This window comes from Cellvibrio mixtus subsp. mixtus J3-8 (genome assembly GCF_000766945.1).
Taxonomy (GTDB): Bacteria; Pseudomonadota; Gammaproteobacteria; order Pseudomonadales; family Cellvibrionaceae; genus Cellvibrio; species Cellvibrio mixtus_A.
This window is the reverse complement of record NZ_KN266216.1, coordinates 36,470-55,396: the sequence shown is the minus strand read 5'-3', so window position 1 is coordinate 55,396 and position 18,927 is coordinate 36,470. Positions and strand designations below refer to the sequence as shown.

Below are 18,927 nucleotides of genomic sequence, written 5' to 3'. Positions count from 1 at the left end.
TATCGGCGTAATTATTTGGAGGGTGGGACGTATTTTTTTACGGTGAATTTGTTTGATCGTAAAAAAACATTGTTGGTGGATTATGTGGATAGTTTGCGGGAGTCGGTGGCTAAGGTTAGGCGTAAACGTCCGTTTCATATTGATGCCTGGGTGGTGATACCTGACCATATGCATACGGTGTGACTTTGCCTAAAGGCGATAATGATTATTAAGGCGTGGACTGTTTAAGTTTCTAACAATGATTTTGGTGACAAACTAAAGAAGACTGTTATTTTATTTATAAAAATTTGTGCACTATGTCTGGGCAAAAACGCGAAGTTGTTAATTTTTTGAACAAAAATGCATTATCTTTGTCGCGCTAATCAACATCGAAAAATCTTATTCAGTTTCCATTCAAAAAAGCACGAGACGTCAAAAAATTTTGTGCTAACATCCTTGAATTGCACTTCTTACACAAATTGCATTAATTACATAAATTGGTAGATCAAAACTACATAAGAGGCTAAGAGCGCAGGTGATTCAGGCGGCTATTAACCATTTGGCAACGCAGCTAAATGCTCACCTCAAGCGCACCAATAATCTCACTGAAGATATTGTGGTGGTATCCAGCCTGGTAGAAAGTGATGGCAATGTTGCAGCCAATACCAATAATAAATTGGTGTTATTACTAACCAATATTGAGAAAGATACTGTCCCCAACGCTAATGCAGTACGCGCTACCGGTTTTGATGGCCGCGCATTAGTGGGTAGCCGTTCGTTGTATTTAAATTTATATGTGATGCTCGCAGCGAATTTCAGTGGCAGCAATTATCCGGAAGCGCTGAAATTTATTTCCAAGGCCATCGCATTTTTTCAGATGCAGCCGGTGTTTGATAAACAATCGACACCGGATCTGGATTCACGCATCGATAAACTCGTTTTGGATATCGAGAACCTGAATATTCAGGATTTAAGTAATCTCTGGGGTTTATTGGGCGGGAAATACCTTCCCTCGGTTTTCTATCGCGTGCGCATGGTAACCATCAACCCTGACAATGTAATTGCACAATTGCCTTATGCGACTCGTCCGCAAAGCGATGTGCGCGGTTAATCGCTAATATAAATTTATTATTGAAATAATTAGCAAAGGACATTGTTGTGGCGCAGTTTAAACCTGTCTTCACGCTTGGGGTCGCTCACGCTTTTTTTGCGGATGGGCGATGCACACATTTGCATTTTGAACCCACCCCGGCGACCGAAAGATTATTGCGTCGCTATCAATTACTGGTGCGGCACAGCGATATTGGTTTTTCGTTAGTGGCTGATCTCGATAATTGGATTGCAGCGGATGATGATGAATCTGTGCTGCGTTTTAACGCCTATGCGCAGGATAATTATTTTGGTTTTTATACAGCAGAAACCGAAGGTTTATACACACCACTGTATGCAACCAATAAAAATATTACAGCGGATAACAGTGGCCTTGTATTAGAGCGCGAGCCCCCGCCACAATTACAAAGCGAATATTCCGCACGCATAAAACCCGGCATACGCACGCCCGTAGTGGTTGTTGATATAGATTTAAACGACAGTGCATTTGTTGCTGCAAAGACTGCGGCAGCGGAGATTTTTTGGTTGCGTTTTAATACCCGCGAGCTTTATTGGAAATATTATTTTTTTGGTGAACTGGCAAAACTGGAATTAGACATCCATGATGTAGGTTCGCCCAATGCAATAGGTTTCGATCAAAGTGATGAACCTGTTGCTAAAAACGGTAAAGCGTTTATTTCGCAAATTCCCATTGCAATGAACAGTGAACCGAAGCAGCGCTTTCAACTGAAGGATAAAAATAATTCAGGCAAGATTTTGATCAGGCGTTTACCCAACGCAGGAATTAATCTGATCAGCAAGAGCAGGAACCTCAAGGGGCAGCAAATTCTTGTTGCAGAAATTTATGTCAATCAATAGCACTGAAAGGAACCCATATGGCTGGCGCGTATAAAACTCCCGGCGTCTACATTGTCGAAAAAGACGCTTTTCCCAACTCCGTTGTTGAAGTAGCAACCGCTGTTCCGGCCTTTATCGGTTACACCGAATTTGCCGACAACAAAGGTAAAAGCTTGCACCAAAAACCCTGGCGTATTTCTTCAATGGCTGAATTTATCAGCTACTTCGGAGGCCCGCCGCCAGCCACGTTTAAAATTGCGCGCAAAACCAAAAAAGATGCAACTGCAGCAGGCACTGCAACGCCAGCTGCAACACTCACCCCACCTGCTGATGATGCTAGCGACGATGACAAAAAGGCTTATGCATTGGCTAAAGCGAAACAAGATGTTGCCGGTATTGCAGGTATCACCGTAAATCCGGATTTGTTCAGCGGCGATGAAGAAGATTTTTCGGGTGGCAAAGACGATAAATATTTCCTGTCATTAGATGGCCCTTATTACTTGCTGTATCGCAGCATCAATTTGTTTTTCCAGAACGGTGGTGGTGCTTGTTATATTGTTTCTGTCGGCACGTACAGCGCCAAAGAAATTAAATCTGCAGAGCTGGCCAGCGGGATTGAGCTGCTGAAAAAAGAACAAGAGCCAACCATGCTGGTGATCCCGGAAGCTGTCTCATTGGGTGCTGCTAAAAAAGATGGCGTCACCGAAGGTGCAGAATGTTTTACCTTGCAGCAGGCAATGGTGAATCATTGTGGTTATGAAATGAAAAACCGTTTCGCTATCCTCGATGTATTTGGTGGCTTCCAGGACAATCGCGATAATTCGTGTATCGATACTTTCCGCTTGAAAATGTCTACTAATTTTCCAGCGTTCAGTGCGGCTTATTATCCCTGGTTAAATACCTCGATTGTGCCGGTGAGTGAATTGTCATTCCGCAATGTGCATCCGGACAATCTCGACGACTTGGTAAAATTGTTGACGCTGGAAGTGCTTGAGAATGTACCGTCTGCGAAAAAGCAGGACAGTATTATTACCGAGATCAACAAACTGACCACCATTGCTACCAAGAGTGCTGCAGAAAATAACGAGCTGCACAAAACGCTCAGTGCAGTGAGCCCGCTCTATAACCAAGTGCTCACCGGTATTCAACATAAATTGAATTTGCTACCGCCAAGTGCTGCATTGGCTGGCATCTACACCATGGTTGATAACTCACGCGGCGTGTGGAAAGCACCGGCGAATGTGAGCTTGAGTGCAGTGTCATCGCCAACGGTAAATATCAATCACGAAGAACAAGAAGATCTCAACGTAGATACCGCCGGTAAATCCATCAATGCGATTCGTACCTTTATTGGCGAAGGCACATTGGTATGGGGCGCACGTACCCTTGATGGCAACAGCCTCGACTGGCGTTACATCAACGTGCGTCGCACCATGATCATGCTGGAAGAGTCTGTGCGTTTGGCTACCAAAGCTTACGTATTTGAACCCAACGTGGCCAACACCTGGGTTACTGTGAAAAGCATGATCAGCAACTTCCTGGCGAGTGTATGGAAGCGTGGTGGCCTTGCCGGTTCCAGCCCGGAAGATGCATTCAGTGTGCATGTGGGCCTGGGTGAAACCATGACTGCAGAAGATATTCTTGAAGGAATTTTGCGTGTAACTGTATTGGTGGCGCTGAGCCGTCCAGCGGAATTTATCGAGATCACCTTCCAGCAACAAATGCAAAAATCCTGATAAACGAATGCAAGATTAACGCGCGGTTTTTATTGTCTCGAAACATTTTTTGAAGAGAGATAAAACCGCGCAAGAATGTTAACCATTGATTAATTAAGGCAGAGATAATCATGGCAGAAGACGGCTCAACACAATCAGCCAATATATGGCCACTCCCCAAGTTCCATTTTGAAGTGAAATGGGATACCAACGTAATGTCCTTCCAGGAAGTCAGTGGATTGGATATTCAATCAGAAGAAATTAAATATCGCTCCGGTGATAGCAAAGTATTTTCCGTCGTGAAAATGCCGGGCATGGTGAAGTTCAGCAACGTCACTATGAAAAAAGGCGTATTCAAGGGCGATAACAAATTCTGGGATTGGCTCAACCAGATCAAACTCAATACCATCAAGCGTGTTCCGGTCACCATCAGTTTGCTGGATGAATCCAGTGCACCGACCATGGTGTGGACACTCAAAAATGCCTGGCCAACCAAAATTACCTCCACGGATTTAAAAGCAGAAGGTAATGAAGTTGCGATCGAGAGCATTGAAATTGTCCACGAAGGCTTGACCATCGCTAACGGTTAATCGCGAGTGACTATCTAATATGCCTGCAAGTCCAGCAGCAAGCACAGAAGGCGGTTTTTATCCGCCTTCTGCGTTTTATTTCAAGGTGGTTTTTGGCAATAGTGCCAATAGCCCGGATGCGTCGTTTCAGGATGTTTCTGGCATCAGTAGCGAAATGACAGTTGAGGAAGTCCCGGAAGGTGGTGAGAATCGTTTCGTCCACAAATTGCCGCGCGGGGTAAAAAACCCCAACCTTGAATTAAAGCGCGGTATCGCTGCATCAACATCACCGTTAGTGACCTGGTGTCAATCGGTGTTCGAAGGTGGTTTGAACGCAGCCATAGTGCCGCAAACGATTCGCGTGTATTTGTTAGATGAAAATGCTGCTCCGTTACGTGGATGGGTATTTGTTAACGCATTTCCAGTGAAATGGGAAGTAGAAGGTTTCAATTCCACCAAAAACGAAGTTGCCATCGAAAAAATTTCATTCAGCTACAACTATTCCAAGCGTATTAAATAAAGCGCAGAAATCCGCTATCTGGATGAACGATTATGGCCATCGAAATTAAACAGTTACTGATTAAATCCAGCGTTGTGGATGATGTGTATCAGGAAGATAGCTCCCGTGCAGATATTTCTGCCGAAGCCATTAAGTATGAAGTGCTTGAGGAGTGTCGCCGTTTAATTCAGGAAATGCTGAACGATAAAGGACAGCGTTAACCATGCCCGTCGCCTCCGGTACCAAAATCAAATTAAAAATTTCGCCGTGTGACGTCAGCAATGGCGTAGCAACCGTGAATGGCGATACCCCCTTTCAAGCATTGATCAACCCTGAAGAGTACACGCACACGTCCGCGATTAAATATGCTGACAACAAAGCGATTGGCCCCGGTGGCGAAAAAAAATATAACAAGTCAGTCCCGGACAAAATTGAATTTAAAGAAATGGTACTGGATGGCACTGGTGTAGTGCCCGGCACTACTACTACCGTACTGCAACAGGTCGCCCTGTTACGTAAAGTTGCCTATACCTACGACGGCACTGAACACGAGCCACCGGTAGTCGAAGTATCCTGGGGGCCATTACTATTTAAAGCGCGCCTTGAATCGCTCGATGTTAAATACACGCTATTCAAACCCAGCGGTGAACCGTTGCGCGCGCGCGTCACGCTAAAATTTACCGCGTTCACTACAACAGAAGAAGTGTTTCGCTCGGCGAGCATGGAATCACCGGATCTAACCCATCTGGTAGAAGTGAAAGCGGGCGATACCCTGCCACTGTTATGCCATCGTATTTACAAAGACAGTAGTTATTACCTCGCTGTTGCAGAATTTAATCATCTCCGTAATTTCCGCGAATTGGTGCCAGGCCAGTTCTTGCGCTTTCCTCCGCTGGTGTAAATCATGGCTGTATCTCCTGCAACAAATGCTAGCGGTGTTGTCTCCTATACCATTTCGGTAAATGGCACAGACCTGCCGACAACTATTGAAATAGTTTCCATTGATATTAGTTGTTGTGTGAATCGCATCAACACCGCAACGCTGGTGTTTAATGATGGCAATATGCCGGAAGCAAAATTTCCCAACAGCGACAGTGCGACTTTTGTACCCGGTGCAACGATTAAAATCCAACTGGGTTATGACCAACAAATCGTTGAAGTTTTTTCCGGCATTATTATCAAACACTCGGTAAAAATTTCCGGCAACAACGCTGCGCGTTTAATTGTTGAATGCAAAGATAAAGCAATTGCGATGACTGCCGGCCGTAAAAATGCCAATTACCTGAATAAAAAAGACAGCGATATTATTACGGCATTGATTGGTACTTATTCGGGGCTCAGCGCCACAGTTACCGCGACGACATTTGAACACAAGGAATTGGTACAGTTTTACTGTAGCGATTGGGATTTTATGCTCGCGCGCGCTGAAGCCAACGGTATGTTGGTCACGCTTGAGGCGGGCACTGTTACGGTAGCTCCCCCCGCTGTGAGTAGTGCGGCGGTATTAACGGTGACTTACGGAATGGATTTAATTGAATTCAATGCGGAGATGGATGCACGCCATCAATTCAGTAACGTCACCAGCAATGGCTGGGATCTCGCTACCCACCAATTACTGCAACAACAAGCGACACCGGAAGCATTAAACAGCCAGGGTAATGTTACTTCCGCTACGCTCGCCGGTGTACTCGCGCTCAGCGATTTTCGTTTGCAAAGCACCATTCCGCAAGACAGCAGTTTGCTTACCTCCTGGGCGAAAGCCCAGCAATTAAAATCCGGCCTGGCGCGCATTCGCGGCCAGGTCAGTTTTCAAGGCAGTGCGCTGGCGAAACCCGGTGTCATTATTGAACTTGCTGCAGTGGGTGATCGTTTTAATGGCGATGCATTTATCAGTGCTGTGCATCACCGCGTGATCGAGGGTGATTGGATTACACGCGCCGAATTCGGAATGTCACCCAACTGGTTTACCGAAGTCAATGAAGTGGCAGCGCCGCCCGCGGCAGGATTAACGGCCGGCATCAGCGGTTTGCATGTGGGTACAGTCATGAAACTGGATGCAGACCCTGAAAGCCAATATCGCATCCAGGTGTCGATTCCGGAAATGAGTGCGACTACGGATGGCTTCTGGGCGCGGCTCGCCAACTTTTACAGCTCGAATACATTCGGCGCATTTTTCCTGCCGGAAATTGGCGACGAAGTAGTACTGGGGTTTTTTAATGATGATCCCTCTCACCCGGTTATCCTCGGCAGTTTATATTCCAGTAAAAATGTATCTCCCTACACACCGGAAGCAGCTAACAATACCAAGGCGCTGGTGACGCGCACCAAAATGAAAGTGGAATTCAACGAAGAAAAAAAGATTATCACCATCATCACACCGGCAAATAACCAGATCGTTATCAGCGACGATGGCAAATCAATTTTATTGCAAGACCAAAACAGCAACAAAGTCACGCTGGATTCAGCGGGGATTACCTTGGATAGCCCCAAAGACATCACTTTAAAAGCGCAGGGCAAAATTGTACTCAATGCCACCGGCAATATTGAAGCAACAGCACAAATGGATATCAAACAAACCGGGTTGAATATTACCAGCACTGCGAATGTTGGCTTCACCGCAAAAGGTAGCGCCACCGCGGAAGTGTCTGCTGCTGGCACTACCACGATCAAAGGTGCCATGGTGATGATCAATTAATTTTTTAATGAATAGCGAATTTAAAAATATTATCAACGAGTAAAAAACTATGCCACCCGCTGCGCGAATTACGGATATGCATGCATGCCCAATGACCACTGGACCGGTTCCCCATGTGGGCGGGCCTATCGTCGGTCCCTGTGTACCGACAGTGTTAATTGGTAAGTTGCCGGCTGCAGTAGTAGGCGACTCGTGTGTTTGCGTTGGTCCACCGGACTCTATTGTGAAAGGCTCGGCAACCGTGTTCATCGGCAATATGCCTGCTGCACGCATGGGCGATACCACTGCGCACGGTGGCAATATTGTTTTAGGTCTTCCTACGGTAATGATTGGTGGGTAATCAAAAATAATATGCAAGGGTAAGCGTGTGTTTGATTCAAAACCGTTTGGGGCATGGATGCCGATTCGAACCTGCACGGATGTATTTATTAAACCAAATAATATCCTTGTACTGGCGAATAGATGAGATCCAAACAATGAATTCAAAATCCTTTCTCGGCACCGGGTGGAGTTTTCCCCCCGCCTTTACCAGCAACGGTTTGGTGACCGTGTCTGCCGAGCAGGATATTTATGAAAGTTTGTGGATTCTATTATCAACAACGCCGGGTGAACGGGTAATGCAACCCGCCTATGGTTGCGGATTAAAAGCCCATGTATTCGACAATCTTGATGAAAGCAGTTTTGCGGTCATGCGCGATCTGGTTGAGAAAGCCATTTTATTTTTTGAGCCGCGTATTACCGTCGAAAATATCGAGATTAATGATGACGATCATCTGGAAGGCAAAGTGCTGCTGAATATTATTTATCGGGTGCGATCCACCAATAATCGTTACAACCTCGTATATCCGTTTTATATCCATGAAGCCAGCAATGCTTCGATTTAATTGTTTGACCAGGTAACCGAGTAACGCGGTATGAATGTTGATAAGGCAAAAACTGCTCCGCAGCTGCATGTCCGCGATGGCATGAGTCAGCGTCGCCGTTTTTTGCCCGCATTACAACCGGGCTACTTCAATGTCGATGAAATGGGCCTGGAGCAATTGCTCACACAAATGCAGGACTATGCGCGCCTGGTCGATATGCCCGGTGTAGCGTTTGCGGAGACTGAAATTGATCCGGTGATATTTGCGCGCGATGAAATTATTGTCATGGCGCAAATACTGGCAGTGAACACGCACGAATTGGAAAATCGCTTTAAAGCGCGCATGTTACAGGAACTGGATGAACTCGAATGGGTTGTCACTGAATCCAAAAATCCCGCCTCGGTATCGGGGCTCGCGTGTTTGATTGATCGTTGGTGGAATTTGTTGCGCCATTCGCAAAGCCCTGCGGGTGAAGCCATGTACGGTTTACTGGAAAGTGTTATTCGCGGGCTAGCGCGCGAATTTGTTCGTGTGTATGGCGCTATGCCGGAGCGCATCAAACAATCACGCAATTTATCCGAACCTTTTGTAAAGTTGATGAGCACGGAAGCGGGCCAATGGTCACAACCTGCACAGGGATTAAATGAAATTGTGCTGCGCTCGATCTACGCTTCACTGCTGAAAGCAGTGGACATGGTGCAGGCCGGTGCGCGTGCGCATTTACCCGCATCTATGCACAGCCAAAACCACGACCCGGCATTAGCGTTGCGCGTCGCCTTCACCCGTCTGTATCAATTGCTGCAACAACGTGTGAATCGTTTTACGCTCGATTTTATCGATTTTTATTTTAACCAGGTGCTGCAAGCCAGGGCGCGCCCTGCGCACCCGGACAGCGTATATCTGGTAATCGCAGCGGGTATAAAAGAGCGTTACATATCGCTGCCCAAAGGCACAGAATTTTTTGCCGGTATCGACAACAACAGTCGCGATATTGTGTACGCCAGCGATGAAGATACCTTGGTCACTGATGCGGAAGTGCAATCGCTCTATAGCTTGTTTTTTCCGCGTGTAAATCTGGACCTGCGCACCAAAACCATTGTGAATACCATTGAGCCATTAGTCGCTGGCCCGGAAACACCCATTGAAACTGATGCGGTGGAAGCCAGGGCATTGGTCATTGCCAAACGTAACCTGGTGAAACTTTCTGACGGCGCGTGGCTGAATCAAATTAACGCAGAACCGCGCGCGGATAAAAAAGTGCGCGATAAATTTTTACCCCAACCATTTTTTGGCGCACCGCGCGTAGATACCAGTGGCGATGGGCGTACGGGTGATAATGCACAAGCAGCGCGCCTGGGCTTCGCAGTGGCAAGCCAGGTATTGTTACTGCGCGAAGGCCAGCGACAAATCACCGTCGATTTGGTATTTGAAACCTTGCGCGCGCAACCCTGGAGCAAGCTCGCCAATATCTTGCGGCATATGCCGACGATTAAAGATACTATCGCCGATGACAAAGCAAAATTTTTTGCTTACTTCAGCAAAATGTTCCAACTCAGTTTAACTACCGTTGAAGGTTGGTTGGATATTGTTGAATACAAACCGGCTTATCAAGCAACAGATTCCACTGTAAAAACCAATGCAATTCGCCTGGAGTTTTGCCTGCCCGAAAGCGCGCCGGCAATCAGTGCGTACAATCCTGTGATCCACGGCGATCAACTCACTACTATTTTACCGGTGTTGCGCTGTACCCTGCGCGAAAATTATTTGCAATATCCCTACGACATAGTGCGGCAGCTGGTATTGCGTGAAGTACGTATCCGCGTGGATGTAACAGGTTGCAGCGATTTATTGTTACACAACAATATCGGCCAATTATCACCGCTCTCGCCGTTCCAACCGTTTGGCCCTATGCCGGAAGTCGGCTCCTATTTTATTGTCGGCCATGAAGAAACCCGAAGCAAAAACTTGCTGGATTGGAACCTGGATATTGAATGGAGTGGCTTGCCGACGGTAGCGGGCGGTTTTAATCGCTGGTACGGGGATTATTTATTTCCACGCGATAATAACCAGTTTGTGGTGAATGCCAGTGTATTGGCTAATGGTCGCTGGCAAGCTGCGCCGCAAACCATGCCGCTATTTGCGCAGGGATTAAAAAATGGCAGCGTCTATTTAAAGACGGACAGTAATTTATCGGCGGGTAGCGCGATTATTTTCAGCAGCGCCGAAACTGTCACTGAACGGCAAAAAATATTTACCTATTCACCGCTCACGCGCAATGGTTTATTTAAATTTACCTTGCAGGGGCCGGTGGGAGCGTTTGGCCATCGCGAATACCCGAATTTGCTGGCGGAAACATTAACGCACAACACCCGTGTAAAAAATTCGCGCCTGGCCCGGTCAATTCCCAACCCGCCCTATACACCGGAAATAAATAGTATCCGGTTAAATTATTCCGCCCAGTCGATAATCACCCTGGCGGATACAACTCGCGAAGTTAGCGCGACCAGCAAGGAACAATATTTCCATTTACATCCGCTCGGATGGGAATTGATTTCGCCACTGCGCCATTCACGGTTGTATTTTTTACCGCAATACGCACAGGCCGGTTCTTTATTTATTGGAATAGATGCAAGCGATATCCAGCAACTCAGTTTGCTATTCCATTTAAAAAATAATTCGTTGCCCGTTGATGATGCACAGCTAGTCAGCCTCAATAGCGAACGTAAAAACAGTTTGCGTTCTGTCAGCGATTTAATTACCTGGCATTACCTGAGCGAAAACCAGTGGCGCCCTTTGGATGTGCGCAACATCCTCAGCGACTCCACGCAAGGGTTTATGACCTCGGGCATAGTGACCCTGTTAATGCCGGAAAAAATGACCAAAGGCAACAGTATCATGCCGGGAAATTTATACTGGTTAAAAATTACAGCAGATGATTGCCTCGCCCATTTCAGCGAACTATTTTCGGTCTATGCACAAGCCGTGAAAGCCAGCTGGATATCCGGCGACCATCCGTTGGCAATACAGCCGATGCAATTACCGGCGGATACGATTAAACGCACCCGCCAAACTATTGCCGGTATTAACGGCGTAATGCAAATCAGCAATTCCTTTGGCGGTGTTCCTGCCGAAAGTAATGCCCGTTTGCGTCGCCGAATCAGTGAGCGTTTGCGCCATAAAAATCGTGCGCTCGCGCCGCTCGATTATGAAATGCTAATCCTGGAAGCCTTTCCACAAGTATTCAAAGCGAAATGCTTCGCCAACCTGCGTTCAGATCCTGCTGCACCGGTAAGTCCGGGGCATATATTAATTGTGGTGGTTCCACATCCCGACGCTACGGATGAGCAGGATTTCCAACCGTATTTTGATGGCCACACAATTCTTGAAATTAAAGAATTTATCCAGGCACTTGTGCCCGAGGCCGTAAAAATTGCGGTAGAAAATCCACTCTATGAGGAAATCCAGGTGCGCTGTGCAGTGCATTTCCGTAAAGGTTTACACGCGGGGCGCCACCAGAATTTATTGAACCAGGCGCTGTGCGATTACCTATCGCCCTGGTCGCCCGGCGGTAACACGGTACATTTTGGCTGGAGTTTGAGTGAACAGGAAATCCGATCGTTTATCCAGAACCTGGAATACATTGATCATGTAACTGATTTTTCGCTGTTGCGCATTGCGCCCAGCACCGGAGGTTTATTCCTGCTCGATGACACGGCCGAACCTGCGCATGCAGGCGATATTAGCCACACTTTTAAACCAACGTATCCCTGGAGCACGGCGGTACCTATTCGTCGCCATTATTTATTGACGACCGATTTGCATCGGCAGATTCGCGCTGAGCGCACCGGTGTGGATGAATTGGAAGTGGGTAGTACATTTATTATTTCCGGATAATTTTTTAACAGTAAGGTTCCTGTAATTTTTTTGAAGAAGTTATTTCCACACGCCATTAATTAGAAAACGCTGGTAACTGACGGATTGCATTATGGAAAAGCTCGATAGAAACGCGCTTAAAAATAAATTCAGAAAAGGCAAAATGCCCTCGGAACAGGACTTTTCCAATTTAATCGATTCGATGGTTAATATCCTCGAAGAGGGTTTTGATAAAACCAGCCGCGACGGTTTAAAGATATCGCAACTGATGGGCTCCGGGCGCTTGCTAAGTTTTTATAAAAACATCGCGGTAGAAAGCCCGCAATGGTTTATGGAGTTGGGCAATGGCGATAACCACTTACACATAGGTACACCCGCTGCGCCCCATGTAATTAGTTTGTACAGCCATGGCGGTCAACAGGACAATAATAATTCCCTGCGTGTAGCGGTGGGTATTAATAAAGAAAATCCGCAATACACGCTCGATGTGGAAGGCACTATTGCCTCCAGCGGGCGCATGGGGAAAGCCGGTGAATTTGCGGTCGCTGCTGATGGCGAATGGTATGACATCACCAGTCCCCTGACTGGCTGTGAAGTCTTTGAAGTTGTCGCCGGTGTTGGCGGCCAGGATTCCGATGGTAAATACGCATTGATCCATGCCCGTGCCATGAATGCATTTAATGGCAAAGGCAGCATTGAAACCCAGCATGCGTTTTTTGGCAACAAATGCAATCGACTGGAACTACGTTGGCAAGCCGTACCTGAACTCGGGCAATTTCATTACAAGCTGCAACTGCGCAGCCAATGCTCCTACGGTAAAGATATCTGGATTCACTACCACCTTACCCGCCAGTGGTTTGATCCATTAATGCTGAACAGTAATCGGGCGCCGGAGTAATCGTGATGAACACTTCAACTCCACCGGATTTACATGTGCACTTGACTCTGGCGCAAAGCAGCCTTGTGCTGGAAGCGTTAATGGAACAGCCATTCAAAAAAGTGTTTGAAATTATTGGCTCACTCAACCAGCAAGCCCAACAATTTTATCAATCACCGGCGGATAAAAATAACGCGCAATTATTTTTGATAAGCAAAAATGATTTCGCAACCTGTATTAAAGCATTGGGTGAGTTGCCCTATAACCGCGTCAGCGGGCTTATCCAGAATTTGCACCAGCAATTACATACACAATTATTTGCCACTGATGCAGCGGGTGATGAAGTTGGTGCAACCAATGTAGTTGTCGCTACGGAAACGGTGTCATGAGCTTACCGGATCCGATCAAAAAGCAAGGCATAAAACGCCTGGTACCCGGTGTTGATCCGTTGGATTTTTCCAGCTTGCGCACGCAGGGTATTGAGCATGTGCAACAGCTCGCCGGGGATATCTGGACTGATTACAACCTGCACGATCCCGGTGTTACGATCCTGGAGCAATTGTGCTATGGCCTGACCGAATTAGCCTATCAAGCCAAACAACCCATTGCCGATTACCTGGCGAATGAGCGTGGCCAGATAGATTTCCACCATCACGCGTTGTATAAACCCCAGGAAATTTTTCCAACCCGGCCAGTAACGGCAGAAGATTATTGCAAACGCATCCTTGATGAAGTACCGGAGATTGATGCAATTCGTGTAACCACTGTGGATGAGCCCGGTAATTACGGCGCGTGTCTTTACGATGTATCATTAAAATTATTGCAGCCGTTAATTGGCCCCGAATACACCGATGAATATCGCGCGGCCGTGCGTAAAAAAGTGCTGCGTGTTTACCAAAAAAATCGGAACCTTGGCGAAGATATCCATCGCATTCGTATCGAACGCAGTAGCGCTTGCTTTTTAAAAGGTGTTATTGAAACCACCGGCATTCGTCCAAGTGCAGATATTTATGCCGACGTATTTTTTCAGGTCGCGCGCAAAATTTCCTCCAACGTTGCGATAGAACGTTACGAGACCCTCGCATTGCAGGAAAGCCTGGACACTATTTTTACCGGGCCACTCACGCGTCACGGTTATATCGCCAGTGAAGGGCTGAATGAAACCAATCCCGGCAAAGCGCTGGACGAACTCAACGCAATTGTGTCTGCAATTGACGGCGTTAAAAAAGTTTATCACCTTGAGTTAGTTAATGCCGATGGCCAGACCCTGGATGGTGATGCGTTGATGGAACAATCGTTCTTCCTGAAATTCCCGGAAGAAATAGCCCAACAAACCTGGTTAAAAATTGATTTTAATCCCGGTAAAACAACCGATGCCAAAGATGTTGTTAAAGGGCGCGATGAAATCCTCGAACACTTAATGGGAGAAACCCGTCGCGCACTGCAAAAACTTGAATTTGAATATCGCGCATTTCGCAATAACAAAACTGACACCGCGCAATTTGTCGTTTTACCGCAAGGTAAAAAGAAACAATTCCTGGGCTATTACTCAATCCAGCATCATTTTCCAAATGTCTATGGCATCAATGCTGATGGTATCCCCGCCAGTGAAACGCGCGAGCGGAAAATTGCGGCACAACAGTTAAAATCCTATCTGTATCCGTTCGAGCAATTGCTGGCCAACATGCTGGCGCTGTTGCAACACTGGCAACAATTATTCAGTTTGGGCGAAGTGCCTAATCACAGTTATTTCGCACAATTCCTGGATAACCAATCCATTCCGGATTTTACGGCACTCTATAAAAGCGCGGATACTAACCTGGATACGATCACCGCCTTGCAAGCGCAGTATGACCCGGCGTTTGATCGCAAAAGCCGGGCCCTGGACACCTTGCTCGCGCTCTATGGTGAAGAATTTTCCCAGGAAGGCCTGCTGCATTTTAATTATTACCACCAGGAGCAACCGGAATACTGGGCGATTGATAATAAAATCCGCATGTTGTTGCACCTGGCTGACATCAGCCAGAACCGCAATGGCGCTTTTGACACGGGTGAACAACATTGGCAATCAGCCAACATCAGCAGCCTGCATAAAAAGATCAATATATTATTGGGAATCCAGCAGCTGGATACCCTGGTGACATTGGGTGAAAGTTTTAAGGCGCACAATGTGCAATTGGTGAGCGATAATGTGCTATGCAAACAGGGTGAGCCTCCGGCAATAGCATCAGCGCGAGCAGTGCCACAACTAACCCGTGAAGAGCAACAAAAGATCAGGCGTTGGGCGGACAACAAAAACATTAGAAATAATGCAGAAAATAGCAGTGCGGGTAAAGCATTGAGCCTGAGCCCGGCAATGATTCGCGACGGCACCAATATCAATGCTTACTATTTACAAGAGCAGGATAAATCCACCAGCGTTTATTTTTATTCGCGCATCAAAAAACTGTGGACTCCACTCAAGGAATTCCCCGAACGCGAGCAAGCCAAGGCTTACGTACATAAGTTTAAAAAAATAATTACCGATTTAAATTCCAATAGCGAAGGCTTCTATCTATTAGAACACTTGCTGCTGCGCCCGCGTACACCGCCTAAAGATGAGCGGGTTGAAAATTATATTCGCAGCAGCGATGCCTTTTATCATTGCCGGCTCAGCTTCATCTTCCCCAAATGGACTGCACGTTTTGCCAATCCGGCATTTCGTCAGTTTGCGGAAAAAACTATCGCTAACAATCTTGCTGCGCATTTGTTTCCACATATTTATTGGTTAACGCCGGAACAAATGCAGGAATTTGAAAGCCATTACCAACCCTGGTTACGTGCGTTGCAATCCTATGAACAGGACCATGCGAATAGCGACCAGCCAGCTGCAAGCTGCGCACCGTTGGACCAGGCCGCAATCCATTTACGCCATTGGCTGGAACAAAACCAGCCTTCTGTGTCTTACTGGATTTAGCGATGAACTTCCCACTCCATACCAAACCGTCCTTTCGCCAGGCGCGTCACTGTATCGATGATGTGGTGGTGGAGTTGGAGTTTAGTAATACGTTGCTGGAACGACGTGAACGCGCCAGCATCGCTGACTGGTTGAGTGGTGAGCTACTACCGGCATTGGATGAATTATTTTCTTTTTACGCACCGGGTGAACAAACCCTGTATTTTGAACAACTGGTTTTTGATTTCGGCCGATTACCCGCCAGTGATTATCGCTACATCATTCGTGAACAATTAGTACAAAAATTAACGCGTTTGATTAAAGATAAAAGTTTGCCACTGGAGTTTAACAACCAACAACCGCTGTTGGTAAATCGCATTACGGAACCCGCATCGGCGTTAAAAATTTTGCTGGATTATTTGCGGACCGGGCAATTAAATGTGCAGGCCACAATGCTTGGATCAAATGCAGGTGGTACGCCAAAATTACATCAGCAATTGCTGGAATCTTTAATTGCCGAGCAACATATTGCAACACAATTGCGCGCCTTGCCCAATCGCAGCCAGTTAATCGAGCGCTTGTTAAAACAATTTTCGGAGCGCCACAGGACTGCATTGCTACGCCAGCTTGCGCCAGGCCAACTGGAAATCGCACTGGCATTGCTGGATATATTGCAAACATCCTCAGTCGCCACGCCTACTGAAAAAATACAGCCGGTATGGGGATATATTCTGGACATCGCACTTGAACTCCCCACTGTCAGTGCGCGTGCCTGGTTTAAAGAACTGATGCAACGATGGCTTGGCCACGAGCGCGAATCAGGGATTAATTTCATCCAGCATTTGCAACAACTCCAGTATCGGCCTGATTCGACAGCAGCGATAGAAAATACGCTCACCGAACATTGGCAACAGCTGCAAAATTTCGCGCATGGAATTTTGCAAGATAAAAATTATTCCTTATTGGAAGATGTACAATCCGCAGCCGATACAGAACAAAAAGAAAAGATAACGAATGCTGTTGACGATAACCATCAATCGCAGGCGCCAAACACGCAACAAATTCTCGCGGGCATCCTGGTTCGTGGTGATGCGACTGCACTGATGCATTATTGGCCGCAATGGCTGCCACATTCACGGCAATTATTGATCGCCGGATTAAAACATTACCTGATCAAACCGGAATTGCGCCAGCAATTATTATTAAAGCTGCCACATGCATTTATTGCTGATATGTTGGTGGTACTTGTTCCGGATCTCTACCCAATAACACGTAGTTTTGAGCAGCACGCGAACAAATACCTTGAGTTGCTGCAACGCTTATCCGGAAGCGCACAATTCAATTCTACTGTGCCAGATACTAATCAATCGACAGCAGTGTGGTTGGGTAATATTTACGAAATACTCGCTACACAAATATTCTCCATAATAAATGACGATACTGGCAATACCATCCACATACCCTCGCTGGAAAAGTTGTGGAACGAATGGATTTTTCAAATTGCAAGTCGATACGAGGTTGTTGCAAGCGATTTGCAATCGATGTGGAATGGGTTATTCCAGGCGGAAAATACTGGAAAAGCGATCACGCAAGATGCAAATGCAGTTACAACATTGCCTGATGCCAATGAGCCGCTTTTTATTAGCGCCGATGCCTCTCAGTCATTGCCTGCTGAGTTGTTTTTAAAAGATGCCCAGCAGGCCTTTACACAAAAAAATATTTATGAATTGGAACGGCTGTGGCCGAAAATAACTGGCTTTAATAGTCAGCGGAAAGATTCGCAATTAATTACTGCGATTGCAACGCAGTGGGCGCAAACGGATATCCGCCGGATATTGTTGGCTGAACTGCCATTATCTATGTTGATCCAGTTGCTTGAAATGATTGCGCCTGCTTATCAACATTGGTTTTCACGTCTTGCTGGCCGACGTGTGGATTTATTGCAGCAAACCAGGCATGCCAACAACCCGGATAGCGTTAGCGCGCAATTGCCCGTAACGGCCGATAACTGGTTGCGAGAAGCATTGACCCTGGTGTCTGACATTTTATGGAATGCAGAGTCTTCGCCAGTCGTAAACGAACCTGTATTTACAGCAGATACTTTATTGCAAAAACTGGCGCAACATTTTGCAAAAAAATACCAGCTTGCGGCAGAACCATTATTTTATTATTGGAATGATACGATTGATTCATTATCAATAACGCCGTCTTCGCCTGAGGAAAAATCATCCGCTGTTGCGAAAGATGCTATTGACGCCGATATAGCTTCCGCTGTCCGTGTAGCACTCACTAACGATGGAAATTTCTCCCGATCATCCTCCATTGAGTTAAAGAAGGAAAACCGGAAAACGTTTTCGCCTTTAGTACCGGAAAATCCTGCGAGATATTTGGAAACACCTGTTGGAAGTGCACAGCACAATGAAAGTCCTACGGATCCAATGCCAGTCGAACCGCTGCTCAATAAAATCCAGCAAGCACTTTTACACAAAAATGCTCACGCCCTGGAGCAACTTTGGCCCCAGGTTAGCGATATTAATCGCACACAACGTAATTCATTACTGGCTGCTGCAATGGTTGAATATTGGGTGCAAGCTGATATTCGCCAGCGTTTGTTAGCTGATCTGTCATTACCGGTTTTAATACAGCTGCTGGAATTAATCGCCCCGGCTTACCAGGACTGGTTTTCCCGCCTCGCTGAACGGCGTGTGGAGTTTCTGCAGGAAGCAAGGAGCCTTGGTATTGTCAACAAAGATGGAATTGAAGTGGAGGCAACACAATTAACAATGACCACCGATGAGTGGTTGCGAGATGCTTTCGCCATAGTGTCTGATGTTTTATGGCAGCCGGCATCAGTGCAAGTGCTAATTGAACCTACAATTGCAAAAGATAAATTGCTGCAACAGCTTTCCAAAAATTTTGCGGAAAAATATCAAATCGCAGTAGAGCCGTTATATTACCTCTGGAACACTATTTTT

The 18,927-nt window shown here is 46.5% G+C and carries 16 protein-coding genes; all 16 read left to right on the top strand.

Features of this window, described 5'->3' with window-relative positions; genetic code table 11:
* Window positions 1-183: transposase (locus tag A596_RS23650; RefSeq protein WP_459542210.1), on the top strand; the 183-nt coding region annotated here is incomplete at its 5' end.
* A gap of 331 nt (window positions 184-514) precedes the next feature.
* Entirely contained in the window at window positions 515-1,090 is a 576-nt protein-coding gene (locus A596_RS20830) for a Pvc16 family protein (protein ID WP_039918572.1), read from the top strand.
* 47 nt (window positions 1,091-1,137) lie between these two features.
* The gene (locus tag A596_RS20825; RefSeq protein ID WP_039918570.1) at window positions 1,138-1,947 is read left to right on the top strand and encodes a hypothetical protein; all 810 of its coding nucleotides are present in this window, start codon (window positions 1,138-1,140) and stop codon (window positions 1,945-1,947) included.
* Window positions 1,948-1,964: 17 nt separating this feature from the next.
* Complete coding sequence (locus A596_RS20820; protein ID WP_039918567.1) at window positions 1,965-3,662, top strand: phage tail sheath family protein; 1,698 nt, start codon at window positions 1,965-1,967, stop codon at window positions 3,660-3,662.
* Window positions 3,663-3,772: 110 nt separating this feature from the next.
* Window positions 3,773-4,231 carry a phage tail protein gene (locus A596_RS20815; protein ID WP_039918564.1) on the top strand — a complete coding sequence of 153 codons (459 nt, stop codon included), beginning with the start codon at window positions 3,773-3,775 and terminating at the stop codon, window positions 4,229-4,231.
* Window positions 4,232-4,250: 19 nt separating this feature from the next.
* Window positions 4,251-4,730, top strand: coding sequence for a phage tail protein (locus A596_RS20810; RefSeq protein ID WP_039918562.1), 480 nt, complete (start codon window positions 4,251-4,253; stop codon window positions 4,728-4,730).
* A 32-nt stretch (window positions 4,731-4,762) separates the two neighbouring features.
* On the top strand, window positions 4,763-4,930 hold the full coding sequence (locus tag A596_RS23190; protein ID WP_160280190.1) for a DUF5908 family protein: 168 nt from the start codon (window positions 4,763-4,765) through the stop codon (window positions 4,928-4,930).
* A gap of 2 nt (window positions 4,931-4,932) precedes the next feature.
* Window positions 4,933-5,610: a CIS tube protein gene (locus A596_RS20805; protein ID WP_039918559.1), complete on the top strand. Its 678-nt coding sequence runs from the start codon at window positions 4,933-4,935 to the stop codon at window positions 5,608-5,610.
* A 3-nt stretch (window positions 5,611-5,613) separates the two neighbouring features.
* Window positions 5,614-7,404, top strand: coding sequence for a type VI secretion system tip protein VgrG (gene vgrG, locus A596_RS20800; RefSeq protein ID WP_039918556.1), 1,791 nt, complete (start codon window positions 5,614-5,616; stop codon window positions 7,402-7,404).
* Between the two features lie 91 nt (window positions 7,405-7,495).
* A complete protein-coding gene (locus tag A596_RS20795; protein ID WP_235425801.1) occupies window positions 7,496-7,744 on the top strand; it encodes a PAAR domain-containing protein in 249 nt (82 codons plus the stop codon).
* A gap of 136 nt (window positions 7,745-7,880) precedes the next feature.
* Complete coding sequence (locus A596_RS20790; protein WP_039918550.1) at window positions 7,881-8,288, top strand: GPW/gp25 family protein; 408 nt, start codon at window positions 7,881-7,883, stop codon at window positions 8,286-8,288.
* 30 nt (window positions 8,289-8,318) lie between these two features.
* Window positions 8,319-12,161: a baseplate J/gp47 family protein gene (locus tag A596_RS20785; RefSeq protein ID WP_039918547.1), complete on the top strand. Its 3,843-nt coding sequence runs from the start codon at window positions 8,319-8,321 to the stop codon at window positions 12,159-12,161.
* Window positions 12,162-12,252: 91 nt separating this feature from the next.
* Window positions 12,253-13,038 carry a hypothetical protein gene (locus tag A596_RS20780; protein WP_039918544.1) on the top strand — a complete coding sequence of 262 codons (786 nt, stop codon included), beginning with the start codon at window positions 12,253-12,255 and terminating at the stop codon, window positions 13,036-13,038.
* Between the two features lie 5 nt (window positions 13,039-13,043).
* Window positions 13,044-13,406, top strand: coding sequence for a hypothetical protein (locus A596_RS20775; protein ID WP_039918541.1), 363 nt, complete (start codon window positions 13,044-13,046; stop codon window positions 13,404-13,406).
* Window positions 13,403-15,973, top strand: coding sequence for a hypothetical protein (locus tag A596_RS20770; RefSeq protein ID WP_039918538.1), 2,571 nt, complete (start codon window positions 13,403-13,405; stop codon window positions 15,971-15,973). Before A596_RS20775 ends, A596_RS20770 begins: the two co-directional genes overlap by 4 nt.
* A gap of 2 nt (window positions 15,974-15,975) precedes the next feature.
* Window positions 15,976-18,927 (top strand): contractile injection system tape measure protein (locus A596_RS20765; RefSeq protein WP_039918535.1); only part of this gene is annotated, 2,952 nt, incomplete at its 3' end.

Bases quoted from the DNA above. Each gene is read 5' to 3' on its own strand.
- A596_RS20770 (WP_039918538.1), top strand. From the start codon at position 13,403: ATGAGCTTACCGGATCCGATCAAAAAGCAAGGCATAAAACGCCTGGTA.
- A596_RS20795 (WP_235425801.1), top strand. From the start codon at position 7,496: ATGACCACTGGACCGGTTCCCCATGTGGGCGGGCCTATCGTCGGTCCC.
- A596_RS20785 (WP_039918547.1), top strand. From the start codon at position 8,319: ATGAATGTTGATAAGGCAAAAACTGCTCCGCAGCTGCATGTCCGCGAT.
- A596_RS20810 (WP_039918562.1), top strand. From the start codon at position 4,251: ATGCCTGCAAGTCCAGCAGCAAGCACAGAAGGCGGTTTTTATCCGCCT.
- A596_RS20775 (WP_039918541.1), top strand. From the start codon at position 13,044: ATGAACACTTCAACTCCACCGGATTTACATGTGCACTTGACTCTGGCG.
- A596_RS20780 (WP_039918544.1), top strand. From the start codon at position 12,253: ATGGAAAAGCTCGATAGAAACGCGCTTAAAAATAAATTCAGAAAAGGC.
- A596_RS23190 (WP_160280190.1), top strand. From the start codon at position 4,763: ATGGCCATCGAAATTAAACAGTTACTGATTAAATCCAGCGTTGTGGAT.
- vgrG (WP_039918556.1), top strand. From the start codon at position 5,614: ATGGCTGTATCTCCTGCAACAAATGCTAGCGGTGTTGTCTCCTATACC.
- A596_RS20820 (WP_039918567.1), top strand. From the start codon at position 1,965: ATGGCTGGCGCGTATAAAACTCCCGGCGTCTACATTGTCGAAAAAGAC.
- A596_RS20815 (WP_039918564.1), top strand. From the start codon at position 3,773: ATGGCAGAAGACGGCTCAACACAATCAGCCAATATATGGCCACTCCCC.
- A596_RS20790 (WP_039918550.1), top strand. From the start codon at position 7,881: ATGAATTCAAAATCCTTTCTCGGCACCGGGTGGAGTTTTCCCCCCGCC.
- A596_RS20805 (WP_039918559.1), top strand. From the start codon at position 4,933: ATGCCCGTCGCCTCCGGTACCAAAATCAAATTAAAAATTTCGCCGTGT.